Here is a 25,635-nt window from a genome sequence, read left to right as displayed (position 1 = left end):
TTCGTGCCGTTGTCCGGGAACAGGTTTTTCGAGGTGCCCGCATAGCCGGTGCCGAAGGGGTCGACCGCGGCCAGCGCCGTGTGCCAGGGCGTGTACTGGCGGCCCATGGCCACCTGGCCGGCATTGCCCTTCAGGCCGACGAAGGCCTGGCGGTTGAAGATGGTGCCGGCAGCATCGACCTCGCCGGTGTCGATCTTGACGCCGGTTTCCAGCGTGAAGAAGGCCGACAGGCCGTTGCCGAGATCCTCGGTGCCGCGGAAGCCGATGCGCGAGGCCGACGCCGCGCCGCTGGTGAGCTTGGTGGACGGGCTGGCGACGCCGCCGTGCTCGCCGACGATGGCGGCGTCCACGATGCCGTAGATCTGCACCTGGGTCTGGGCCTGGGCTGCTGCGCCGGCTGCCAGGCAGCCCAGCATGACGAATGCTTGTTTCATATTGTCTCGTGTGTCTTGGTTATTGGATCTCTTACTTCGCCATCGCCAGGGCGCCGGCTTCCTTGGTGCCGCTCGGCTCGATGCGCTCCACCTTCCCAAGCAGGAACAGGTAGTTCAGGATCGCGATCACGATCAGGCCGGCCGAGAACAGCAGAGCGTATTCGAAGGAGCCGGTAGCGCCGACGATGGCGCCGGTGACGATCGGACCGATCACGCCACCCAGGTTCGAAATGCTGTTCTGGACGCCCGCCACCATCGACGTCATGTTGCGCGGGGCGACGTCGCCCGGCAGCGCCCACACCTGGGATGCGGCGACCGTGGTGCCCGACTTGGCGATGCACAGCAGGATCACGGCGGTCGTCGCCGACTCGGCGAAGGCGGCGAAGCCGATGCTCGACGCCATGAGCAGGCCGACGATCAGGAAGGTCTTGCGGATCGCCGTCACCGACAGTTTGCCGGACTTGTAGACCTTGTCGGACAGCCAGCCGGCGAACACTTCCACGAACATCGAGAGGATCAGCGGCAGCGAAGCCATGAAGCCCATCTGCAGCAGGCCCATATGGCGCTCCTTGACCAGGTAGGTCGGCAGCCAGGTAATGAAGAAGTAGGAGTTATAGTTGATCATGAAGAAGCCGATGCACATCGCCCAGATATTGCGATGCTTGAACAGCTCGTACCACTTCATCGGCATGGCCTGGTCTTCGAGGCTGCGCTGCGCCAGGCCGTCGCGGATATGGGCCAGTTCGGCCGGGTTCACGCCCCGATGCTGGGCCGGGGTCTCGCGGAACATCCACCACCAGACCACGGCCCAGATTACGCCGAGTCCGCCGACGATGGTGAAGGTCTCCTTCCAGCCGAACAGCGACATCATCCAGACGATCATCGGCAGCGCGATCGCGCCGCCGAACTTCGAGCCGCTGTCGAAGATGCCGGCCACGGTCGCGCGCTCGCTGCGCGGGAACCACTTCGAGGCGATGCCGGCATTGCTCGGATAGGCCGCCGCTTCGCCGATGCCCAGCGCGACGCGCAGGCCGACCAGCGACTTGAAGCCGGTCGCAACGCCGGTCACGGCGGTCGCCAGCGACCACCACACCACCGCAAAGCCCAGTGTCTTCTTCTGGCCGTAACGGTCGGCCAGGTAGCCGGCCGGCAGTTGCAGCAGGGCGTAGGACCAGAAGAAGGCGGACAGCACGACGCCCATCTCCATGGGGCTCAAGCCGTACTCGGCCTGGATCTTGGGGGCGGCAGCGGACAGCACCGTGCGATCGATGTAGTTGATGGCGATCGCCGCCCACATCATGGCGGCCACATACCAGCGGACGTGGGACTTCTTGGATTGATTCATGATGAACTCGCTTTATTGTAGTTGGCTTCCGGCCCGAAGGCCGGGTCTCCTCTGTACTGCAGTCGTACTCCCTGGCAGGGCGCCCCCTGCCGGGGTTCAGTACACCGCGCCTTTCAGCGCCGGCGCCACGGGGGCGCCGCCGAACTCGGCGCGCAACGCGCGCGCGCCGCCGGCCAGGATCCGCACGTCGAGCCCGACCGCCACGAAGGTGCAGCCCAGCTCCAGGTAGCGGCGTGCCAGCGCGTTGTCCGACACCAGGGTGCCGGCAGCCTTGCCGGAAGCGACGATGCGGCGGATCGCCTCCTCGATCGCCGCCTGCACTTCCGGATGCCCCGGATTGCCGCGGTGGCCCAGTGAGGCCGACAGGTCGGCCGGTCCGATGAACACGCCGTCGACGCCATCCACGGCGCAGATCTCGTCCAGGTTTTCCAGGGCCAGGCGGGTTTCGGCCTGCACCAGCAGGCAGACCTCGTCGTTGGCGCGGTCGAGATAATCGGTGCGCAGGCCGAAGCGCGAGACCCGTGCCACCGCGCTGCCGACGCCGCGCACGCCTTGCGGCGGATAGCGCATGCTCGACACCAGGCACCGCGCCTGCTCGGCSGTGTCGACCATCGGCACCAGCAGSGTCTGSGCSCCGATGTCCAGCAGCTGCTTGATCAGGGCCGGATTGCCGTCGACCGGACGCACGATGCAATGCGAGCGGTAGGGCGCGGTGGCCTGCAACTGCTCCAGCACGCCGCGCACGTCGTTGGGCGCGTGCTCGCCGTCCAGCAGCAGCCAGTCGAAGCCGGCGGTCGCGCAGACCTCGGCGGTATAGGCATTGGCCAGGGACAGCCACAGGCCGATCTGCGCCTGCTTTCGGGCCAGCGCCTGCTTGAAGGTGTTCTCGTACATATCGTTTTACTCGCTTGGTTCAAGCCGGCTTGCGGGCCTTCAGGCTGCCGTGCCGGATGTATTTGATGTTGAGGTACTCGTCCAGGCCGTAGTGCGAGCCTTCGCGGCCGTAGCCGGACTCCTTGATGCCGCCGAAGGGCGCGATCTCGGTCGACAGCACGCCGTCGTTGACCGCTACCATGCCGGTTTCGATCGCTTCCGCCACCGTCCAGGCGCGGTCGATGTCGCGCGAGTAGAAATAGGCGGCCAGTCCGTACAGGGAGTCGTTGGCCAGGGCGACCACCTCGTCTTCGGTGGCGAAGGGCGTGACCGGCACCACCGGGCCGAAAGTCTCCTCGAAGGACATGCGCATCGAGGCGTCGACGCCGATCACCACGGTCGGGGTGAAGAAATTGCCGTTCGGCGCCTCGGCGCAGCGATGGCGGCCGCCGCCGACGATCACGCGTGCACCCTTCTCCACCGCGTCCCGCAGGTGGGCTTCGACCTTCTCGACGGCGCGCTCGTTGATCAGCGGGCCGATCTCGGCGCTGCCGCCGGCCGGGCCGATCGACAGCGAGCCGACCTTCTCGGCCAGCATGCCGATGAATTTCTCGTACACGCCCTCCTGAACGTACACGCGGTTCGGGCAGATGCAGGTCTGGCCGGCGTTACGGAACTTGGCCGTCATCAGGCCGGCCACGGCCGCCTCCAGGTCGGCATCGTCGAACACGATGAACGGCGCGTTGCCGCCCAGTTCCAGGGACAGGCGCTTGAGGGTGTCGGCGCTCTGGCGCGCGAGGTGTTTGCCGACCGGGGTCGAGCCGGTGAAGGAGATCTTGCGCACGCGGAAATCGCGCAGCCATTCGTCGGCCAGGCCGGCGGCGCGCTCGCGCGAGGTGGTCAGGACATTGACCAGGCCCGCCGGCGCGCCCGCTTCCTGCAGCAGCGCGGCCATCGCCAGCGCGGTCAGCGGCGTGTCTTCTGCCGGCTTGCAGACGACCGCACAGCCGGCCGCGATCGCCGGCGAGATCTTCCGGGCCAGCATGGCCATCGGGAAGTTCCAGGGCGTGATCGCGGCGACCACGCCGACCGGCTGCTTGACCACCAGGATGCGGTGGCTGGCATGCTGTTCGGGGATGACGTCGCCGCCGCCGCGCTTGGCCTCTTCGGCAAACCATTCGATGTAGGAGGCGCCGTAGAGGACTTCGCCGCGGCTTTCGGCCAGCGGCTTGCCCTGTTCCAGCGAGACGATGCGGGCCAGGTCTTCCTGGTTGTCCAGCACCAGGGCATGCCAGCGCTTGAGCAGGGCCACGCGCTCGCGCGCCACCGTGTGGCGGAAGGTTTCGAAGGCGCGCTGGGCGGCGTCCACCGCGGCGCGCGCATCGTCCGRGCTGCAGTCGGGCACCTGGGCGATCGTTGCGCCGGTGGCAGGATTGCTCACGGCCAGCAGGCGGCCGTCGGAGGCGCCCACCCAGGCGCCATCGAGCAGCGCCTGGCTGCGGATCAGTTCGGGGCGGTTCAGTGTCAGGGTCATGGTTAATCCGGATTGAATGAGGTGTTCGGGGCTCGGTTGGCGCTCAGCTGACGATCCCCAGGTGCCAGGGCACGAATTCATGGTCGCCCAGGCCCAGCAGTTCGCTGCAGGTGGGTACTCCCGAGGCCACGCGCAGGATGTGCTCGAAAATGCGCTGGCCCATCTCTTCCATCGTGAGCTCGCCGTCGATCACGGCGCCGCAGTTGATGTCCATGTCTTCCTTCAGGCGCGTGTACATGGCGGTGTTGCTGGCCAGCTTGATGGTCGGCGCAGGCTTCGAGCCGAACATCGAGCCGCGGCCGGTGGTGAAACAGATCAGGTTGGCGCCACTGGCGATCTGGCCGGTGGCCGCCACCGGGTCGTAGCCCGGCGAATCCATGAACACGAAACCGGACCGCTCGATCGGTTCGGCGTATTCGTAGACGGCCTGCAGCGGCGTGGTGCCGGCCTTCATGGCCGAGCCCAGCGACTTCTCGAAGATGTTCGCCAGGCCGCCCTGCTGGTTGCCGTGGCCGACCACGCCGTTGAACTGCGCGTTCTGGCCCTTCGTGTATTCCTTCCACCATTCGAGGCGGTCGAGCAGCTTCTGCCCCACTTCGGGCGAGACGGCGCGGCGCGTCAGCATGTTCTCGACGCCGTGGATCTCCGGGGTTTCGGACAGGATCGCGGTGCCGCCGTGGCGTACCAGGATGTCCATCGCCGCGCCGAGGGCCGGATTGGCGGTGATGCCGGAGAAGCCGTCCGAGCCGCCGCATTCCAGCCCGACCTTGATATGACTGGCCGGCACCGGCTGGCGCCGGATCGCATTCGCCACCGGCAGCATCTGCTTGACCATCTCGATGCCGGCTTCGATGGTCTGGCGGGTGCCGCCAACCTCCTGCATGACCATGGTGCGCATCAGGCTGCCCTCCTCCAGGCCTTGCGACGCGACCAGGTCCGCGACCTGGTTGCGCTCGCAGCCCAGGCCGACGATCAGGGCGCCGGCCAGGTTCGGATGGCGCACATAGCCGGCGATGGTCCGGCGCAGCAGGTCGAAGTGGGCGCTCGGCGAGGACATGCCGCAGCCGCTGCTCTGGGCAAAGGCGACCACGCCGTCGACGTTCGGGTAGCCGGCCAGGCGCTCGGGCGTGAACCACTCGGCGATCTTGTTGATGGCGGTGGCCGAGCAGTTGACCGAGGAGAAAATGCCGATGAAGTTGCGGGTGCCGACCTTGCCATCGGGCCTGACGATGCCCATGAAGGTGGCGCGCTCGGCTTCCGGCACGAAGTCCACCGGGTGCGCGTCCAGGCCGAAGCCGGGGTCGCGGTCGTACTCACGCAGCTCGATATTGTGGGAGTGGACGTGCTCGCCGGCGTCGATGTCGCGCGCGGCAAAGCCGATCACGGTGTTGTACTTGCGCACGGCCTCGCCCTTCGGGATGGCGCGGGCGGCGACCTTGTGCCCGGCGGGCACCTGGGCGCGCAGGCGCAGCATGGCGGAACCGAAGGCCACCTGCTGGCCCAGCGCCAGCTGGCTCTTCGCGATCAGCACGTTGTCGGCCCCGTGCAGCTGGATCAGGGGAGATGGGGAGAGCTTGTCGGTGACGGTGTTCATGGCGATCTTTCTTCTTTAAGCGCATGTTACCGGTTAATGTTACCGGTTACATTTGCAAGTATCGTAATCCACTTTCGGCGGAATTGCTACAATCCGCTAAACATTTTTTATCGTCTCTTGTGAATACTGCCCCCGACAGCCCCGAATCCGTCCCGGAAGACACTTTAGGCAAGCGCAGCCGCCCGCGTGGCGCCGGCGTGACCCTGAGCGACCTCGCCCGCATCGTCGGCGTGACCAAGGTGACCGTGTCGCGGGCGCTGAACAATCCGGAACTGGTCTCGCCCGACACGCTGAAGCGGGTGCAGCAGGCGGTGCGCGAGACCGGCTACGTCCCCAACCTGGTCGCCGGTTCGCTCGCCTCCAACCGCAGCAGGCTGATCGTCGCCCTCGTCCCTTCGGTGGCGGGTTCGGTGTTCGCCGAGACGCTCGAATCGATGCGCCGGACGCTGGAAGGCGCCGGCTACCAGTTCCTGATCGGCCAGAGCGGCTACGAACAGTCGCAGGAAGATTCGCTGCTCGACGCCGTGATCGGACGCCGCCCGGCCGGCATCGTGCTGACCGGCGTGATCCATTCGGAAGCCTCGCGCGCCCGGCTGCTGGGGGCCGGCATCCCGGTGGTGGAGACCTGGGACCTGACGCCGGCGCCGATCGACATGCTGGCCGGCTTCTCGCATGCCCAGGTCGGCACGGCCGCCGCGCGCCACCTGCACGAACGCGGCGCCCGGCGCGCAGTCGTGGTCACGCCGAACGACCGCCGCGCGCTGACCCGCAGCCAGGCCTTCGTCGACGCCATGTGGGCGCTGAGCGGACGCGAGGTGCCGGTGTATCCGGTCCCCTCCCCCACCCACCTCGGGAACGGCCGCCAAGCGCTGGCACGGGTGCTGGTCGAACACCCCGATACCGACAGCATCTTCTGCGGCGCGGACAGCCTTGCGCTGGGCGTGCTGATGGAAGCGCAGGCACGCGCCATCCCGGTTCCGGAAAAATTGAAGGTGCTCGGCTACGGCGACGTGAATTTTGCGGCCTACACCACGCCGCCGCTTACTACCATCCGTACCAACGGCAGGCGAATCGGCGAACTGGCGGCCTCGATGCTGATCGAGCGGATCGAGGAAAAGGAGATTGCGACGCGCACCGTGGACGTCGGCTTCGATCTGATCGAGCGCGCCAGTACCTGAGAAACGGTATCAGCGCGACTTCAGCTGCCGCACATGTCCTTCAAGCTCGGCGAAGCTCGGACGCTCGGTGGCGGAGATGACCTTGCGCCCGAATTCGACCGCGATGGTCGGCGCATAGCCGTTCATGCTGGCCAGCAGGGTCACCTTCACGCACTGCAGGGCCTTGACCACTTCCTGGTGGCGGCGGTGCAGCAGGCTGGCGAGCGGCGCCACCAGGCCATAGGACAGCAGGATGCCGAGGAAGGTGCCGACCAGGGCCGCCGCGATCAGGCTGCCCAGCTCCGCCGGCGGACGGCCGATCGAACCCATGGTGTGCACCACGCCCATCACCGCGGCGACGATGCCGAAGGCCGGCATGCCGTCGGCCAGCTTGCTGATCGCCTGTACCGGGATCTCGGCGTCTTCCTGGTAGGTCTCGATCTCGTTGTCCATCAGGTTCTCGAGTTGGTAGGAATTCATGGTGCCGGACACCAGCAGGCGGAGGTAGTCGGTGATGAAGTCGAGCAGGTGATGGTCCATCGCTACCTGCCGGTACTTGGCGAAGATCGCGCTTTCGTGGGGTGCGTCGATGTCGTTCTCGAGCGACATCAGGCCTTCGCGGCGCACCTTGGTCAGCAGGTCGAACATCAGCGCCATCAGCTCCATGTACAGCTCCCGCGTGTAGCGCGAGCCGTGGAACAGGGTCGGGATGCTGTGCCAGGTCAGCGAGATGGCCTTGCGATCATTGCCGATCACGAAGGCGCCGAGCGCGCCGCCGAAGATCATCAGCAATTCATAGGGCTGGAACAGCGCGGCCAAATGCCCGTCCTGCAGCACGAAGCCGCCGAACACGGCCAGCAGCACGACGACAAATCCGACTACGATCAACATGGCTCGGTCTCCAGAATTCCCAGACAGCAACTTTAACATTGTTGCCGCACGGAAAGCAAAGACCAGCGCAAAAGTCCTATCTCGTCGTCCCCGCGCAGGCGGGGATCCAAGTTTGCGTGCATGGCCGGAAAGTCCGCTCACGGCCCACGATGAACTTGGGTTCCCGCCTTCGCGGGAACGACGTGCTACAAGCTCATCGCTCGATCATCCCCCGCAAGCCACTGGCCCGGTGCGTACGCCGCCCAATCGCCTCCCCCAGCACATTCGGCACCGGCGTCAGCAAGGTGAACTCCCGGCTCGCACGCGTAATGCCGGTATACACCAGCTCGCGCGCCAGCACCGCCCCGCCCTCTTTCGGCAGCGCCAGCACCGTGTGGGCGAATTCCGAGCCCTGGGATTTGTGCACCGTCATTGCGTACGCCGTCTCGACGTGGCGCAGGCGGGTGGCCAGCACGCTGCGGACCTTGTCGCCTCCGAGGAAGTAGACGCGCAGCGAACCCGGACGGCCCGGGTCGGCCAGGGTCAGGCCGATGTCGCCGTTGAACACATTGGTCGAATAGTCGTTGCGGGTCACCATGACCGGGCGGCCGACGTACCAGTCGCCGCCGCGGCGGATCAGGCCGGTCTGGTCGAGGCGCTGCTCGATCGCCGTGTTCAGGCCCTCGACGCCCCACTCGCCCTCGCGCACCGCGCACAGGATGCGGAAGGCTTCGAAACGCTGCAGCACGCTGCGGACCCAGTCTTCGTGGTCCTGCCCCGTTGCCTGTCCCTCGCCCAGCTGGCGCAGATAGGGCCGGTAGCCTTCCAGCGCCAATCCGATCGCGTGTTGCTGCTGGGCGTGCTCGATCCAGCGCAGGGTGTGGGCGCCTTCGACGTCCTGGACGCCGCGGGCGCGCAGCACCGCCGCCGCGGCCTCGATGTCGCCGGCATTCACGGCCAGCGCCAGCCGTCCGATCGGCCCGCCGAAACGGCGGCTGTGGCGCAGCATCACGGTCTGCTGGGCCAGGGCGCCGCCGCGGTGCACATAGTCCGCCGGGATCTCCTCGCCGCTGGCCTCGCGCACATAGGCCACGGTGGCATCGTCGTAATTGCCGGCCTGGGCGTCGGCACACAGGTCGCCCAGCACCGCGCCCGCCTCCACCGAGGCCAGCTGGTCCTTGTCGCCCAGCAGGATCAGGGTCGCCGTGGGCGGCAGCGCGTCCAGCAGCGAAGCCATCATCTCCAGGTGCACCATCGAGGCTTCGTCGACGATCAGCACGTCGACGTCGAGCGGATTGCCGCGGTGGTGGGCGAAGGCGCGGCTGTCCGGACGCGCGCCCAGCAGGCTGTGGAGGGTGCGGGCGGCGCCCATGCGCGCGGTCAGCTCGCGCAGCGGCAGCCGGGCGCCGACCTTGTCGGCCAGCTCGCCCAGCGCCTTGTCGATTGACTGCTTCAGGCGCGCGGCCGCCTTGCCGGTCGGCGCCGCCAGGGCGATGCGCTGGCGGGCGGCGTCCGGCGCGGTCGCGAACAGCAGCGCCAGCAGGCGCGCCACCGTATACGTCTTGCCGGTGCCGGGGCCGCCGGTGATGATCGCCATCCTGCCGCGCAGGGCGATCGCGCAGGCCAGCTTCTGCCAGTCCGGTCGGGCCGCGTCCGGTGTCCCGGAGGCGCGCTGGGAGGCGAACAGCAGGTCCAGCCAGCCGCGCACGGCGCCGGCGTCGACCTCGCGCCGTTCGCGCGCGCGCTCGCGCACGCTGGTCGCCACCGTCGTCTCATCGCGCCAGTAGCGGCGCAGGTAGAGGCGCGCATCGTCGGCATCGCCGTCGAGCACCAGGGGCTGGCCGTAATCGAAGGTGCCGGCCTGCCACACCTGCTCGCAGCCGGCCAGCTGGGCCATCCAGCCCTTGACGTTCTTCGGCAGCGGCTTGATGGCGGCGGCCAGTTCCGTCCACTCCTCGGCGGGGAGGCCGAGCAGCGCGGCCGCGTCCTCGGCCAGGTCGGACAGCAGCAGGCAGCTGTGGCCGCGGCCTTCCAGTTCGGACAGCACCAGGGATGCCAGCAGCAGCGGACCGGGCGCCGGTCCGAGCGAGGCGACGAAACGGGCAAAGGCGCCGGACAGGCGGCGCAGCTCGCCGGCTTCGGTCAGGCGTTCCACCTCGCACCAGAAGACGTCGATCTTGTCGGGGTCGATAAAGGTATTCATGTCGCAAGAAGCTCGTCGAGTCCGTCGAGCAGTTCCATGTCGGGCTCGATCAGGTAGCAGCCGCGGGTGGCCTCGTTCCCGATCCCGCGCAGGAACAGGAAGACGGCGCCGCCCAGCTGCTCGCGGGGGTCGTAGCGCTCGCCCAGGCGCGCGCGCAGCAGGCGGTGCAGGGCCAGCAGGTAGATGGCGCCCTGGATGTCGTAGCGGTGCACGGCCATCGCGGCCGCCATCGCCGGCTGGGTATAGGCGGCGTCGCCGGGTCCCAGCGCGTTCGATTTGTAGTCCAGCACCCAGTAGCGGCCCTGGCATTCGAACACCAGGTCCGTAAAGCCTTTCAGCATGCCGTGCAGCTGGCGCTCCGGCAGGGTCGGACGCGGCAGGTCGCCGAGCAGGCGCTGGCGGCACAAACGGTCGAGCGCGCCGACGTCGAGGGCGTGACTCGGGAACCAGAACTCCATCTCCGGCAGCAGCTCCTCGAGTTCCGACAGGGCGCAGCCGCTTGGTGGCAAGGGCAAGGTGACCAGGGCATCGAGCCAGGCCATGGCGTCATCCACGCGGTTCCCCCACCCGGCGCGCTTGATGCGCTGGTGCAGGCGCTTGATGAAGTCGTCCTCGTCGATGCGTCCAAAACCTTCCTGCGCCATCCACTCCAGCTGCTCGTGCAGGAAGTTGCCGGGCGTGGCGCCGCGCGGGAAGCGGTGCCAGGGCGCGTCGTCCACCCGCAAGGCTTCGACCGTTCCCGGCTCGTCCTCTTCCAGCAGGTTCTCTTCCTGCGGCCGGGTCGGCGGCGCCACCGTGTGGCGGGTCAGGGAGGTGAAGGAACCGACCGCCCAGTTGCGCTCGAACTGGCCGGCAAAGGCCGGCGCCTCGACCAGTTCCGGGCGCACGTCGGCGCGCGCCAGGCGGGTACAGCCCTCGGGCGCGTCCAGGGTGTGCAGCTCGATCGCGTCCAGGTCGCCGCGCAGGGCTTCCCAACGCTCCAGCATGGCGTCGGCCCCGATCGGTTCGCCGCCGGTCAGCAGGTAGCCGAGGGCCGATTCGTGCAGGCGGTTCTCGCCCTTGCGGCCGGCCGCCACCGCCGCCACGCCCAGCCACAGGAAGTGGCGCGCGCGGGTCAGCGCCACGTACAGCAGGCGCAGGTCTTCCTCCAGGCGGGCGCGGTCGACCGCCTGCAGCGCATCTTCGCTCAGGCCGAGGTCGATGCGGCGCGCACCGTCTTCGACCACGTATTCGAAGAAGGCGCGGTTGCGGCGGTCGGTCTTGCGCGCGGTGACGGCGAACGGCAGGTAGACCAGCGGGTATTCCAGGCCCTTCGACTTGTGCACGGTGACGACCTTGACCAGCTCGGCGTCGCTCTCCAGGCGCAGCACGCGCTCATCGCCGCCTTCCCCGAGTCCCTCGATCTGCTCGGCGAACCAGCGGATCAGGGCCTGTTCGCCATCCAGTTCGCGGCTGGCTTCCTGCAGCAGCTCGGCCAGGTGCAGCAGGTTGGTCAGGCGCCGCTCGCCGCCGGAGGCGGCCAGCAGCTTGGCCGGCAAGCCCAGTTCGTGGATGAAACGGCGCAGCATCGCCAGCACGCCCTGGCGCTGCCAGGTCTGGTGCAGGCCTTTCAATTGCTCGAGCCGCTCTTCCCAGGCCAGTTCGTCGCTCGACRGGCGCGCCAGCTCGGTCAGCGGCAGCGCGCAGGTGGCGGTGGCGAAGGCGGTCCGCGCCAGCGCGCCGTCGAGCGGACTGGCGACCGCCTRCAGCCAGCGCAGCACGTCCACCGCTTCCTGGCTCTCGACCACCGAATCCTGGTCGGACAGGTAGACGCTGGCGACCCTCCTCTGCACCAGCGCGCGCCGGATCGCCGAGGCTTCGCGGCGGTCGCGCACCAGCACCGCGATATCGGCAGGCATCAGGCGCTTGAATCCGCCCTCGCGGTCGCGAAAGCCCACCTGCGGATCGTTCAGCAGGGTCACGATGTGCTCGGCGCAGTGGTGGGCGAAGAACTCGCGGTAGTCCTCGGCGCGCAGGTCGTCGCGCGGGGTCGAGGCCACCGCCAGCGCCTGGAAGGGACCGTCCACGCCGACCAGTTCCTGGCCGCGCCCAGCCGCGTCGACCGGCTCGAAAGGCAGCGGATTCCGGCCGTCCTTGCGGAAGCGGAAGGCGCCGGCGGCGTAGCCGGCGCATGTACCCTCTCCCTCGGCGCCGCCCTCGGCGTATTCGAACAGGCGGTTGACGGCCTTCACCAGCGCCTTGGTCGAACGGTAGTTGGTGCCGAGCTGGTAATGCCGCCCTTCGGTGGCGCGCCGCGCCGACAGATAACTATGGATGTCGGCGCCGCGGAAGCCGTAGATCGACTGCTTCGGGTCGCCGATCAGGAACAGGCCGTGGCCCGGATCGTTGTCGGCCACGCGGTACAGCAGGTCGAAAATGCGGTACTGGTCGGGCGAGGTATCCTGGAATTCGTCGACCATCGCGACCGGGAACTGGTCGAGGATGCGCTTGCGCAGCGCTTCGCCGTTCGCCCCTTCGAGCGCGGCCTTCAGACGCGCCAGCATGTCGGCGAAGCCGAACTGGCGGTTGCGGCGCTTCAGGTCGATCATGCGGCGCGCGATATTGCAGGCGGCGTGGCGCAGCAGCGCGTGCGCCATCGGCTCGATCCGGTCGAGCGCTTCCTTCAGGGCTTCGGTATGTTCGAAGCATTCCGGCACCTCGGCGCTGAAGTCGCGCGAGAAGGCATCGGCGATGCCGTGCGGGGTCAGGCGGCGCCAGGCCGCGTCGCCGAGGTCGGGCATGACCCGCGCGGGATCGGCGGCCCAGCTGCGCAGGGCTTCGAACCATTTGACCAGCGAGTCGGGACGCATCTTGTTGCCGTTGAAGCAGCGCGGATTCGCCGCCCGGTGCGAGCCGATCCAGGACTCCATCGCATCGGCGCGTTCGCTCCAGCCTTCCTTCAGGCGCGCCAGCCTGGCCTGCTGGGCGCGCTCGACGCCGGCGATCACGGCCCCCAGCGGCGCCATCTCGTTCGGATTGCCGTTCTCGTCGACGCAGTCCGGGCCCAGCAGCTCGGCGCGCTTGACCAGCTCGCGCGCCGCGCCCTTCAGGGCCTCGACGTCGGGCCAGACCGCCAGCAGCGATTTCAGGGCATGGCCGTTGAGCGGATAGACGTGCTGGCGCCAGTAGTCGTTGGCGGCGTCCTCGAACAGGGCGCGCTCGTCGCTGACCAGCTCTTCGTCGAACAGGCTGCCGCTGTCGAAGGCGTGCTCGCGCAGCATGCGCTGGCACCAGGCGTCGATGGTGAAGATCGCCGCCTCGTCCATGGTTTCGGCGGCCAGCACCAGGCGGTGGGCGGCGACCAGGCGCGCGGCATCGTCGGCATAGCTGTCGGCCAGCGCTTCCAGGTAGGGATCGTCCGCATGGGATTCCCCCCGAAAGTACGCGGCGGCCTGCACGAGGCGTTCGCGCACCCGGTTCGACAGCTCGCGGGTAGCGGCGCGGGTGAAGGTCATCACCAGGATCTCGGGCGGCAGCAAGGGGCGCTGGAAACCCTTGTCCTCGCCGTCCGCATTGCCGTGGCCGAGGACCAGGCGCAAATACAGCGCGGCGATGGTCCAGGTCTTGCCGGTGCCGGCGCTGGCCTCGATCAGGCGCGAACCGTGCAGGGGGAAATCCAGGGGTTGCAGCAACTGGCTCATGCCTGCTCCCCTTCCTTGTCGCCGAAGCGGGTCACCTGCACGCTGTCGCGCAGCCAGGCGGCCAGCGGACCATACAGGGCCTCGGCCGTGCGCGGCCAGTCGCCGGACGCGCGCAGCACGGCGAATTCCGGCCACATGCGCGCCAGTACCGGATCATCGACCTCGCCGCCGATCTCGAAGCCGCCATCGTAGGCCTCGCGCGGGTCGTCCCCGGCCAGCTGGGCCAGTGCGGTCTTGCAGGCCACCGCCAGCGGGTGGTCGAGGTTGGCCCGCCACAGCGCAGCGAGGTTCCCGAGGGTGGCGCGGGCGGCATCACGATCCAGCGGCGCCATCTTCAGGGTGGCGTCGCGCGCCACCAGGTAACCGCTCACCGCCTCGCCGACGGCACTTGCGGCCAGCTGGCGCAGCCAGGGGCCGATCAGCTTGTCGCCGCGCGGCGCCCCCTTGCGATCCAGGACCTTGGACGAGATCTGCAGCAGCCACACGGTCTCGTCGTCATTGCTGCGCAGCTTGTCGATCCAGTCGTCGAGCAGGATCGGTACGGCGCCCCGGCCGTCCAGGTCCAGGCTGACGACGAGCTTGGCCGCCGGGGTCGGATAGCGGGCACCCAGCGCCAGCCAGCTGCGCCGCACCGGCACCAGTTCTTCCACCAGCTGCTGCTGCCACTGCCGGCCCACCAGGCCGATCGGCAGCCTGCCCTCGCGCACCAGGCGCTGGGCGCGCGCATCCAGTACCTGGCGCACCTCGTCCTGGGGTTCGGGCGTGCCGCTGTCCGCATTTCTGTCTTCGCCAAGCAGGGCGTCCTCGAGGAAGTAGCGGTCGAGGGCGTCCAGCGAGAACGGTTCCTCGTCCTCGCCCACCACCTCGTGGCTGCCGAAGTTGACGCCCAGGCGGCGCCGGAAGAAGTAGCGTGCCGGCTGGCGCAGGAAGCTGGCCAGCTCGCTCAGCTTGAGGCGGTAGTCGGCTTCCAGCTCGTAGGGCGGAAGCGCGTCGCCCTCGAGCGCCGATTCTTCGTCGTCGCGGTGCGCCGAACGCCACTCGCCGGCATAGGTCAGCAGGCCGCCGCGTTCGAAATAACGGCGCGAGAAAGGCTGCAGGGCGTGCACCGTGGTGCGCTCATCGAGGTCCAGGTCCCAGCCCGCCTTCAGGTAGTCGCGCAGCTGCGAGACCAGCACCGAAGCCGGTTGCTCGGTATTGTCGCGCACGTTGCGGCCGACCCAGCTCACGTAGAATTTGTCGCGCGCCGCCAGCAGCGCTTCCAGCATCAGGTAGCGGTCGTCGTCGCGGCGCGAGCGGTCGCCCGGACGCTGCATGCCGGGCAGCGCCAGCAGGTCGAAGTCGGAATGGTGGCCGCGGCGCGGGAAATCGCCGTCGTTCATGCCCAGCAGGCAGACCACGCGGAAAGGCACGGCGCGCATCGGCATCAGAGTGCAGAAGGTGACGCCGCCGGAAACGAACTGGTGGTTCAGGGCCGGCTGGTCGAGTTCGGACAGCCAGGCTTCGCGCATCACGCCCAGCGGTACCGGCTCGTCGAACAGCGCGTTCTCGCAGATCTCCAGCCAGCACTGCAGGGCTTCCTCGAGCTGGTTCAGCATCATGCGGTCTTCGTCGTCGCGGGCGCGGAAGAAGCGCGCCATCAGGGCGCGGGCGCGCTCGCCCCACTCCACCGGGGTCAGGACGGCATCCAATTGTTCGCGCCAGGCCAGCAGGCTCTCCACCAGTTCGGCGAGGGCGCCGGCCAGGGCCGCGTCGAGGCCGCCGACTTCGGCATAGGGCTCGATATCGCCGAAGCTGGGACCGGCGCCGGTGGCGTAACCCAGCAGCATGCGCCGGATCCCGAACAGCCAGGAATTCTGCTCGCCGGCCGAGCCGAGGCCGAGGCCGGCGCGGTGGGTCTGGTCCAGGCCCCAGCGCACGCTTGCGCCCTCGATCCAGCGGCCGAGGGTCGGCAGGTCATCCTCCTCCAGGCCGAAGCGTGCGGCCAGCGCCGGCACGTCCAGCAGGTCGCGCACCTCGCTCTGGCGGCAGCGCTGCTGCGGCAGGCGCAGCAGCCATTCCATGGCCACCAGCAGCGGGTTCACGCTGCGGTCCTTGACGTCGCCGATCTCGAAGGGAATGTAGCGCGGGTCGTTCCGCTTGTGCTGGTCGAACACCGCGTGGACGGCGGCCGAGAAGGTGTCGATGTCCGGCACCATGACGACCACGTCGCGCGGACGCAGGGGCTGGTCGCCGAATGTGCCATCGCCGTCCTCGAACCAGGACAGCAGCTGGTCGTGCAGCACCTCCACCTCGCGCTGGGCGCTGTGGGCGATGTGGAATTCGATCGAGCGGTCGCCGGGCTCCGGCGGCACGTGCGGATGCTCAAGCAGCGGCAGCAGGTCGCGCACCGCGGCCTGCACCTGCGACAGCAGGCTGCCGGTGTCGCCCTCGTTGAACAGGTCGACCCGCAGGTTGCCGAACTTCGCGCCCTGGCCGCCGTCGAACTCGTCCAGCATGCGCACGAAGTCGCGTCCCTGGCGTCCCCAGCTGGCCAGCAGCGGATGGCTGTGCGCATGCAGTTCCTCGACCGGGATCTCGGCCAGGTTGCTGCCGTTGCGCCCCTGGTGGCGGCGGTAGGCTGCGGTCAGCAGTTCGCGGCCCTCGATGATGTCGCCCCAGTGGTACTGGCAGGGATTCGGCACCGCCAGCAGCACCTGGGTGTGGCGCGACAGGCCGGCCATCGCCTCGATGGTCTGGTAAGGCAGGGTCGACATCCCGAACAGCACCACGCGGCGCGGCAGGCGCTGGGCCGGCTGGCGGTCTTCCTCGACCGCGGCCATGAACTGCTGGTGGATGGTGGCGCGGCCCGACCAGCGGCGCTCCGGCGGCAGGCTCTCGTGGACCTCGCGCCAGAGCTGGGCCTGCCAGCACTGGTCGGGGGCCAGCGGCACCGGAGCGCCGGCCGCCGGCTCGCCGCCGGGCCGGCGCAACTGGTCCAGGCCCTTGGCCCAGTCGGTCAGCCAGTCGGCGCGATACACCTGGTACTGGTCGTAGAGGTCGGACAGGCGCTCCGCCAGCTGCAGGCGGCGCTCGGGGTCGCCGTCCAGCAGGAAGTGGCGCAGCGGCGCGAACGCTTCCTTGGCCAGCACTTCGGGCAGCAGGCGCATCAGGCGCCAGGTGAGCGCGTCCTTGTCGAAGGGCGAGCGCTTCGGCACCCGCTCCGGACCGAGCATGCCGCGGTAGGCCTCCCACAGGAAGCGCGCCGGCAGCGCCACCCGGGTGGCCGCGCACACGCCCAGCTCCTCGGCCAGCGCGATCTTCAGCCATTCGGCCACGCCGTTCGACTGCACGAGGATGATTTCCTCCTCGAGCGGACCGAGGGGATTGGCACGCAGCCAGTCGAAGACGGCGGCGCGCAGCAGCTCCATCTGGTTGCCGTGGAGGATGAGGAGGCCGGGGGAGATCGGGGATCGCATGGTGGAAGACTTCGGATAGACCCCCGCAGGATACTACCAAGGGGGTTCCCGAACAAGTTTATGGCTGGGCTAGACCTTCTGGTCCTGCTGGCGCGCCCCGAGTTCGGCGGCGACGTGGCGTTCCAGCCGCGCCAGCAGCGCACGCAGGCGCGCCGCCAGCGAACGCGCCTGGGCGATCGAACCACGCTCGCGCTGGGCTTCGAGGTCGGCGCAGACCTCGCCGAAGCCCAGCGCGCCCACCGTGCGCGCCGAGGACTTGATGCGGTGGGCGACGCCGGCGGCGCGCCCGACCTCGCCGGACGCCAGCGCGCGGTCGATCTCCAGCAGGCCTTCGCGCGCCGTCTCCAGGAACATGAAGGCATATTTACGCATCTTGTCGGGATTGCCGGCAAAGGTGTCGGCCAGGACGTCCATGTCGAGCAGCGCCGGCGTGTTCGCGGGCGCTGCCGGCACGTGCGCCGCGACCGCGCGCTGCACGCTGCGGCCGAGGGCGCGCGCCACGGTCGCGATCAGGGCTTCCGGCGCCACCGGCTTGGTCACGAATTCGTCCATGCCGGCGGCCAGGCAGCGCGCCTGGTCTTCCAGCCCGGCGTTGGCCGTCATCGCGATCACGCGGGTGTCCTTCAGTTGTGCGTCGGCGCGGATCCGGCGGGTGGCTTCGAAGCCGTCCATCACCGGCATCTGCACGTCCATCAGCACGCAGTCGAAGGGCGCGTGCGGACCGCGCTCGCGCATCAGGGCCAGCGCCTCGCTGCCGTTGCCGGCCACCGTCACGCGGGCGCCGGCGTCTTCGAGCAGTTCCTGCGCCACCTGCTGGTTGAAGGCATTGTCCTCGACCAGCAGGATGGCGCTGCCCGCCAGCGCGCCCGGTCCGGCGGTCGCGGCGCCGGCCGGCGTGGATGCGCGCCGCGCCGCCGCGGCAGCGTCGGCCGGACTGGCCAGGCGCGCCGTGAACCAGAAGGTGCTGCCCTCGCCCGGCGTGCTGTCGACCCCGACCTCGCCGCCCATCAGTTCGGCGAGCTGCTTGCTGATCACCAGGCCGAGGCCGGTCCCGCCATAGCGCCGCGTGGTCGAGGGGTCGGCCTGGTGGAAGGGTGCGAACAGCTTCGGCAACTCATCAAAGGCGATGCCGATGCCGCGGTCGCGCACTTCGAAACGCACCAGGGTCTCGGCGCCGAGGGTGCGCAGCACGCTGGCCCTTACCAGCACCGTGCCCTGCTCGGAAAACTTGATCGCGTTCGAGGTGAAGTTCAGCAGCACCTGTTCGAGGCGCAGCGGGTCGCCGCGCAGCGGGCGCTGCAGCTCCGGCGCGATCTCGAACTCCAGGCTCAGGCCGCGTGCGGCGGCGGCCTCGCCCAGCTGGTTGGCGAGGTTGCGCATCAGGGCGTCGAGCGTGAAGTCGAGCAGTTCCAGCTCGACGCGGCCGGCCTCGATCTTGGAAAAGTCGAGGATGTGGTTGATGATGCCCAGCAGGTGCTGGGCCGAATGGTGGATCTTCTGCAGGTAGTCGCGCTGGCGCGGCTCGTCCGCCTGCTTGAGGGCGAGGTAGGACATGCCGATGATGCTGTTCATCGGCGTGCGGATCTCGTGACTCATGTTCGACAGGAAGTCGGTCTTGGCCTGGCTGGCGGCGTCCGCCCTCGCCTTCAGCTGGTGCAGATCGGTGACGTCGGTCGATACGCACAGCACCGCCGCCACCTCGCCGGCGGCGCGCACCGGCACCTTCACGCTCCACAGCTGGCGCACGCTGCCGTCGGCCAGCACCGCCTCGTGCTGCACCGAACGGCCCTGCCCCGTTTCCAGCACCGGCCGGTCCAGCTCCCAGACCTCGTCGGCGCGCGCCTGCGGCAGCACCTCGCGGTCGCGCCGACCGACCATCTCCTCGGCGCGCAGGCCGGCCGCTTGCGCCATCTTCGCGTTCACGTAGCTGAAGCGCCGTTCGCGGTCCTTCATGTAGACGTAGGCGTCGACGTTGTCGAGCACCAGGTCGAGCAGCACGCGCTGCTCCACCGCCTGGCGGCGCGACCAGTACAGCTTGAGGAAGAGCGCGTAGATCAGCAGGGTCGCGCCGGCGCCCAGGACCGAGGCCAGGCGCGGAAACCAGCGCCCGAAGCCGTCGACCAGTTCGGCACGATCGGCAAGGAAGCGGGCCTTCCACAGATTGCCCTGGAAGCGCACCGGCAGCACCGTCTCGAACGACTCGCCGTCGCCGCCCTGGGCGCGCGGCTGCGGCGCATGGCCGTCGGCGCTGTCGTACAGCAGGGTGTCGGCGGGGCCGATGGCGAGCGGCTGCCCCGCCGGCGGCTGGGTCTCCGCGGCGGCATACAGCTGCAGGGTCACTGGATGCCGTCCCATGCCGGCCAACGCTCCCTGCACCAGGTCCGGAATCGAGAACCCGATCCCGACCGAGCCGAGGAAGGCGGCGCGCCGCGCTTCGAGGTCGGCCGGCATGGCGCCGCCGCGGTAGACCGGAAAGCGCAGGCCCAGGCCCAGGTAGCGGCGCGGAGTCTCGATCTGCACCGGCTTGCCGGAGGCCGCCATTTCGCCGCGGTCGCGCGATTCCTCGACCGTGCGCGCCACGTCCGGACCGGCCGCCAGCATGTCGACGCCGAACCGGGACGCCATCGTCGGCTCCATGTAGTTCAGCACCAAGTAGGCCGGGCGGCGGCCGGGCGGCTTGATGTCGAATTCGGGATAGCCGCGCGGATCCATGCTGCGGTCGGCGCGGACCGCGGCCACGAAGGCCTCCCTTTGGGCGTCCGGCACCCAGGCGCCGTAGTTGACCGACACGATGGCCGGATAGTGTTCGCGCACGTTCAGCGACTCGACGTAGCGGTGGAACTGCAGGCGCGAGACCTCGCCGCCGTTGGCGTTGAACAGGCCGGCAAGGTTGCGCACCACCTGGGTGTAGGACTGCACCGCGCCGTCCAGGCGCTGGCGGGCGCCCTGGGCGATGCCGTCGAAGCGGCGCTGGGCTTCGTCGTCGGCGGTGCGCGCCGCGCCCAGGTAGAGGGCCGCGCCGACCAGCAGGGCCAGGCACAGGCCGCCGGCCCATAAAGCGATGCGCATCGGGCCGCTGGCGCCGACGGTTTTCCCCATATTGCGCGTGCTCGCTTCAGGCATGTCTGTGTTCGTCGTGCGGCTGAATTTGGATAATTGCTAGTATTACGCAATCGGCCTCAAATGGCGAGAGCCCGGCAATATGGAGTGATTATGCAATCGATGGAACAGGATCCCTATCTCTGGCTGGAGGAGGTCGCCTCCGAGCCCGCCCTCGGCTGGGTCGGCGAACGCAATGCCGGCACCGAAGCCGAACTGACGGCGGCGCCCGGCTATGCGGCCCTGCGCACGCGCCTGAAGGCCATCCTCGACTCGAAGGACCGGATTCCCTACGTCGGCCTGCATGGCGGGCATTATTACAATTTCTGGCGCGACGCCGGCCACGAACGCGGCCTCTGGCGCCGCACCTCGCTCGAGGAATACCGCAAGCCGGAGCCCCAATGGGAGACCGTGCTCGACCTCGACAAGCTTGCCCGCGACGAGGACGAGAACTGGGTCTGGGCCGGTGCCTCCTTCCTGAAGCCCCACGGCAGCCGCTGCCTGGTCTCGCTGTCGCGCGGCGGCGGCGATGCCCACGTGGTGCGCGAATTCGACCTGGACGCGCCGGCCTTCGTGCCGGACGGCTTCAGCTTGCCCGAGGCCAAGGGCAGCGCCGCCTGGATCGACCGCGACACCCTGTTCGTTGCCACCGATTTCGGCCCCGGCTCGATGACCAGCTCCGGCTATCCCCGCGTGGTCAAGGAATGGCGGCGCGGCACCCCGCTGGCGGACGCCCGCCTGGTCTACGAGGCGCAGGAAGACGATCTGTCGGCCTCGGCCTGGTTCGACTACACGCCCGGCCACGAGCGCCAGTTCGTGCAGCGCCAGATCGGCTTCTACAGCAGCGAGCTGTTCGTGCGCGACGCCGTTACCGGCGTGCTGACCAGGGTCGAGAAGCCGGAGGACGCCGATGCCTTCACGGTGCGCGACCAGCTGCTGGTCCAGCTCCGCTCGGATTGGCGGATCGGCGCGACAATGTGGCCGCAGGGCGCCCTGCTGGCGATCGGCTTCGCCGCCTTCCTAGCCGGCGCACGCGAATTCGACGCCCTGTTCCTGCCCACCGAGACGACGTCGCTGGACGGCATCGCCGTGACCCGCGACGCGATCCTGCTGACGGTACTGGACAAGGTCAAGAACCGCATCGTCGAACTGCGCCATGCGGACGGCGCCTGGCAGCGGCGCGAAGTCGCCGCGCCGGGGATGGGCGCGCTGGGCGTGTCCGGCGTCGACGAACTCGAATCGAACGACTACTTCCTGACCGTGACCGACTTCCTGACCCCGAGCTCGCTCTACCTGGGGCATGCCGGCAGCGACGAGCGCGAGCTGCTGAAGTCGATGCCGGCCTTCTTCGACGCCAGTCCCTACGCGGTCGGCCAGTTCGAAGCGGTGTCGCCGGACGGCACCCGCATCCCCTACTTCACGGTGATGCGCGCGGACACCCGCATGGACGGCGCCAATCCCACCCTGCTGTACGGCTACGGCGGCTTCGAAGTCTCGCTCACGCCCTTCTACAGCGGCGTCACCGGCGCGGGTTGGCTGGACCGCGGGCTGGCGCGCGGCGGCGTCTACGTGCTGGCCAACATCCGCGGCGGCGGCGAATTCGGCCCGCGCTGGCACCAGGCCGCGCTCAAGCACCAGCGCCAGAAAGCCTTCGACGACTTCCTGGCGGTGGCCGAAGATCTCATCGCGCGCAAGCTCACCAGCCCCGATCACCTCGGCATCATGGGCGGCAGCAATGGCGGCCTGCTGGTGGGCGCCGCGCTGACCCAGCGTCCGGAACTGTTCGGCGCGGTGGTCTGCCAGGTGCCGCTGCTGGACATGCGCCGCTACCACCAGTTGCTGGCCGGCGCATCCTGGATGGGCGAATACGGCGATCCGGACCAGCCCGAGGAATGGGCCTATATCGGCAAGTACTCGCCTTACCACCAGGTGTCGGCGCAGCGGCGCTATCCGCGCGTGCTGTTCACGACCTCGACCCGTGACGACCGTGTGCATCCGGGCCATGCGCGCAAGATGGCGGCCCTGATGGGGGAACAGGGCCACGACGTGCTGTACTGGGAAAACACCGAGGGCGGCCATGCCGGCGCGGCGAATAACGAGCAGACCGCCACGATGTGGGCCTTGACCTATACTTTCCTGTGGGAAGAATTGACCCGAAAATCAAGCCCGAAATCAGCAAACTTGCGCTAGCTCAATTAGCGATACAACACTTCCCCCCTCTCTAGGGGGGAGTTCCTCTCGGAACTATCAATATTGCTAGGTCGCCGGATGAATGATGCATGGAATACTTGTCTTCCACACATCTTTACAACCTTTTTCAAGGAGGAGCGGCGATGGCTAATGATTTCGTTACCGAAGCAAGCCTGCGGGAGCCCGAGGCTAATGCGGCAAAATTCCAAGCAGCGCTGGCTCCGACCGTCAGCGAGCTGAAGAAATACCGGATCAGCAAACGGGAAAGTCAGGAAAAATTCTGGGGACGCTTCGGCGTGACGCAATCGAGCGGCAGCCGGTTCGAAACCGGTCTCACGATTCCGGCACCGGTTGCCCTGCTGTTGAAGCTCTATGTGAACGGCAAACTCAACGATGGTGATCTTCTGGGCTGATCAAGCCCAGCGAGATCGCTCGCACCACCGCCTGCTGCCGGGTGTTGACGTTGAATTTCTGGCGAATATTGCCCATATGGAAATTCACCGTCGCCTCGGAGCAGCCGGTAATCTTTGAAATCTCCCACGAAGACTTTCCCGCCATCACCCAGTTCAGCACTTCGAGTTCGCGCGGCGTGAGCCGTGGCGCAGCTTCGTGCGTGACTGGCGGACAGAAGCGTACTCCGGAAGCGAACACATGGTCACGCACCAGGGCCAGTTCCGGCAGCAAGGGCGTCACCGTCTCCGCAAACCCATTTTCCGGCTTCGGATCGCAGGCAAAACTGAGCAGCCCGAATTCGCCGTTCGGCCCGTGGATCGGAAAGGCCACACCGGCCCGGATGCCATGGTTGCAGCCGTCTTCATACATGGCGCGCTGGGCGGGACTGCGGAAAGTATCGGCTTGCCACACCAGCGGCAGGGTGCTCGCCAGGCAATGGCTGACCAGCGGGTCGACGTAGGCAAGGCGCTCGGCCTCGTAACGTTCCCGCCATTGGCGCGGATAATTCGTCTGGAAGAAAGCGTGTTCGAGGCGCGCATGGCGCGAGCCCGACATCGCAAACAGCACTTTCTCGAAACCGTAGTGCCGGCCCAGGGAAAACAGCGCCTCTCCCCAGCTCGACGCCGTGTCGCTATGCATCAGCTCGCCAAGTTCGACGCTCATCATGGTAACTCCGCGCTGTATTGATGGTGTAACAACCGTATGCTAGATGACTTGTAACTAAAAAGCACGAAGAATTATTCTTTTAGTCATCTTTTTCCCAGCCACCACCGCACAAAGCTTGTCGTTTTGATACAACAACCAGCTTGCCGGTCCCGGCAATCGTGCGCCCCTCACCGTTGAAATTGGATAAGCTCGCGCGAATTGTCCATGCAAAATTGCAAAAATGCAAGTTTATGGCAGCCCTTGACAGTGTCGTCATTACTGCTTGACTTGATAAAACACAAGCGTATCTTTACAAGTTTCTGAGATTTAACAAAAAGTGTCCGCCCTACCCTTCTCACCTTCGAGGAATTCTGGTCAATGAATAACATGACTGACATGGCTGAACAGCTAGATGTCAAGCTGCTGCTATCCACGTTGATGGCGCTCAAAAAAGGCGACTTCTCCGTGCGCATGCCTTCCGACTGGACCGGCGTGTCCGGCAAGATCGCCGACACCCTGAACGACATCATCGAGACCAAGCAGAAGATGGTCGAGACGGTGACGGAGGTCTCGCGCGTCGTGGGCCGCGAAGGCCACCTGACCCAGCGCGCCGACGTGCCGGGCGTGGTCGGCGGCTGGTCGACCATCATCAGCTCGGTCAACACCCTGATCGACGACCTGGTGCGTCCGACCACCGAGATGGCGCGCGTCATCGGCGCGGTGGCGAAAGGCGACCTGTCGCAGACCATGGCCCTCGAGGTCGATGGCCACCCGCTGAAGGGCCAGTACCTGCGCGCGGCGACCACCGCGAACACCATGGTGGAACAGCTCTCCTCCTTCTCCTCCGAGGTGACGCGCGTGGCGCGCGAGGTGGGTACGGAAGGCAAGCTCGGCGGCCAGGCCTATGTGCCGGGTGTCGCCGGTACCTGGAAGGACCTGACCGACTCGGTGAACTCGATGGCGGGTAACCTGACCTCGCAGGTGCGTAACATCGCCGAGGTGACCACCGCGGTGGCGAACGGCGACCTGTCGAAGAAGATCACAGTGGACGTGCGCGGCGAGATCCTGCAGCTGAAGGACACCATCAACGTGATGGTGGACCAGCTGCGTTCCTTCGCGTCCGAGGTGACGCGGGTGGCGCGCGAAGTGGGTACGGAAGGCAAGCTGGGCGGCCAGGCTTACGTGCCTGGCGTCGGCGGCACCTGGAAGGACCTGACCGACAACGTGAACTTCATGGCGTCGAACCTGACCGGCCAGGTGCGTAACATCGCGGCGGTGACGACCGCGGTGGCGAACGGCGACCTGTCCAAGAAGATCACGGTGGACGTGAAGGGCGAGATCCTGGAACTGAAAAACACCATCAACGTGATGGTGGACCAGCTGTCCTCCTTCGCCTCCGAGGTGACCCGGGTGGCGCGCGAGGTCGGTACCGAGGGCAAGCTGGGCGGCCAGGCGCAGGTGAAGGGCGTGGCGGGTACCTGGAAGGACTTGACCGACTCCGTGAACTCGATGGCGGGCAACCTGACCGGCCAGGTGCGTAACATCGCGGACGTGACCACCGCGGTGGCGAACGGCGACCTGTCCAAGAAGATCACGGTGGACGTGAAAGGCGAGATCCTGGAACTGAAGAACACCATCAACGTGATGGTGGACCAGCTGAATTCCTTCGCCTCCGAGGTGACCCGCGTGGCGCGCGAGGTGGGTACCGAGGGCCGCCTGGGCGGCCAGGCGAACGTGCCTGGCGTCGCCGGCACCTGGAAGGACCTGACCGACGGCGTGAACTCGATGGCCGGCAACCTGACCGGCCAGGTGCGTAACATCGCGGACGTGACCACCGCGGTGGCGAACGGCGACCTGTCCAAAAAGATCACGGTGGACGTGAAGGGCGAGATCCTGGAACTGAAGAACACCATCAACGTGATGGTGGACCAGCTGTCCTCCTTCGCCTCCGAAGTGACCCGCGTGGCGCGCGAAGTGGGTACGGAAGGCAAGCTGGGCGGCCAGGCTTACGTGCCTGGCGTCGGCGGAAGGCAAGCTGGGCGGCCAGGCTTACGTGCCTGGCGTCGGCGGCACCTGGAAGGACCTGACCGACAACGTGAACTT

The 25,635-nt window shown here is 67.8% G+C and carries 14 protein-coding genes and 1 pseudogene; 4 read left to right on the top strand and 11 right to left on the bottom strand.

What is annotated here, in order from left to right:
* The 5 genes from AC1DIX_RS25440 to AC1DIX_RS25420 form a co-directional block, all read right to left on the bottom strand.
* Positions 1 to 434: porin (locus tag AC1DIX_RS25440; RefSeq protein ID WP_477328128.1), on the bottom strand; the 434-nt coding region annotated here is incomplete at its 3' end.
* A gap of 31 nt (positions 435 to 465) precedes the next feature.
* Entirely contained in the window at positions 466 to 1,779 is a 1,314-nt protein-coding gene (locus tag AC1DIX_RS25435; RefSeq protein WP_477328127.1) for an MFS transporter, read from the bottom strand.
* Positions 1,780 to 1,875: 96 nt separating this feature from the next.
* Entirely contained in the window at positions 1,876 to 2,673 is a 798-nt protein-coding gene (gene hpaI / locus AC1DIX_RS25430; RefSeq protein ID WP_477328126.1) for a 4-hydroxy-2-oxoheptanedioate aldolase, read from the bottom strand.
* A 19-nt stretch (positions 2,674 to 2,692) separates the two neighbouring features.
* Positions 2,693 to 4,186, bottom strand: coding sequence for an NAD-dependent succinate-semialdehyde dehydrogenase (locus tag AC1DIX_RS25425; RefSeq protein ID WP_477328125.1), 1,494 nt, complete (start codon positions 4,184 to 4,186; stop codon positions 2,693 to 2,695).
* Between the two features lie 43 nt (positions 4,187 to 4,229).
* Positions 4,230 to 5,780, bottom strand: coding sequence for a UxaA family hydrolase (locus AC1DIX_RS25420; RefSeq protein WP_477328124.1), 1,551 nt, complete (start codon positions 5,778 to 5,780; stop codon positions 4,230 to 4,232).
* Between the two features lie 119 nt (positions 5,781 to 5,899).
* Between AC1DIX_RS25420 and AC1DIX_RS25415 the strand changes: the two genes are divergently transcribed.
* Entirely contained in the window at positions 5,900 to 6,958 is a 1,059-nt protein-coding gene (locus AC1DIX_RS25415) for a LacI family DNA-binding transcriptional regulator (protein ID WP_477328123.1), read from the top strand.
* 9 nt (positions 6,959 to 6,967) lie between these two features.
* Here the strand turns inward: AC1DIX_RS25415 and motA are convergent, their stop codons facing one another.
* The 5 genes from motA to AC1DIX_RS25390 form a co-directional block, all read right to left on the bottom strand.
* Positions 6,968 to 7,828: a flagellar motor stator protein MotA gene (gene motA, locus AC1DIX_RS25410; RefSeq protein ID WP_441934222.1), complete on the bottom strand. Its 861-nt coding sequence runs from the start codon at positions 7,826 to 7,828 to the stop codon at positions 6,968 to 6,970.
* Positions 7,829 to 8,021: 193 nt separating this feature from the next.
* Entirely contained in the window at positions 8,022 to 10,010 is a 1,989-nt protein-coding gene (recD, locus tag AC1DIX_RS25405) for an exodeoxyribonuclease V subunit alpha (protein WP_477328122.1), read from the bottom strand.
* Positions 10,007 to 13,690, bottom strand: coding sequence for an exodeoxyribonuclease V subunit beta (recB, locus tag AC1DIX_RS25400; RefSeq protein WP_477328121.1), 3,684 nt, complete (start codon positions 13,688 to 13,690; stop codon positions 10,007 to 10,009). The genes recD and recB overlap by 4 nt, the downstream gene beginning before the upstream one ends.
* Positions 13,687 to 17,145, bottom strand: coding sequence for an exodeoxyribonuclease V subunit gamma (gene recC, locus AC1DIX_RS25395; RefSeq protein ID WP_477328120.1), 3,459 nt, complete (start codon positions 17,143 to 17,145; stop codon positions 13,687 to 13,689). The genes recB and recC overlap by 4 nt, the downstream gene beginning before the upstream one ends.
* A 69-nt stretch (positions 17,146 to 17,214) precedes the next feature.
* Positions 17,215 to 20,268 (bottom strand): CHASE domain-containing protein, encoded by a 3,054-nt coding sequence (locus tag AC1DIX_RS25390; RefSeq protein WP_477328119.1) that lies wholly within the window; start codon positions 20,266 to 20,268, stop codon positions 17,215 to 17,217.
* Positions 20,269 to 20,328: 60 nt separating this feature from the next.
* On the opposite strand from AC1DIX_RS25390, the gene AC1DIX_RS25385 reads away from it, so the two are divergent.
* The gene (locus AC1DIX_RS25385; RefSeq protein ID WP_477328118.1) at positions 20,329 to 22,434 is read left to right on the top strand and encodes a prolyl oligopeptidase family serine peptidase; all 2,106 of its coding nucleotides are present in this window, start codon (positions 20,329 to 20,331) and stop codon (positions 22,432 to 22,434) included.
* Positions 22,435 to 22,523: 89 nt separating this feature from the next.
* On the top strand, positions 22,524 to 22,847 hold the full coding sequence (locus AC1DIX_RS25380; RefSeq protein WP_441934210.1) for a helix-turn-helix domain-containing protein: 324 nt from the start codon (positions 22,524 to 22,526) through the stop codon (positions 22,845 to 22,847).
* Here the strand turns inward: AC1DIX_RS25380 and AC1DIX_RS25375 are convergent.
* Positions 22,822 to 23,553: a helix-turn-helix transcriptional regulator gene (locus AC1DIX_RS25375; protein ID WP_441934208.1), complete on the bottom strand. Its 732-nt coding sequence runs from the start codon at positions 23,551 to 23,553 to the stop codon at positions 22,822 to 22,824. The genes AC1DIX_RS25380 and AC1DIX_RS25375 overlap by 26 nt on opposite strands.
* A gap of 357 nt (positions 23,554 to 23,910) precedes the next feature.
* Between AC1DIX_RS25375 and AC1DIX_RS25370 the strand changes: the two are divergent.
* Positions 23,911 to 25,635 (top strand): annotated as a pseudogene (locus tag AC1DIX_RS25370) (HAMP domain-containing protein); the annotation flags it as partial.

It is taken from the genome of Massilia sp. 05N420, from assembly GCF_056397205.1.
This window is presented reverse-complemented; position numbering and strand designations above follow the sequence as displayed.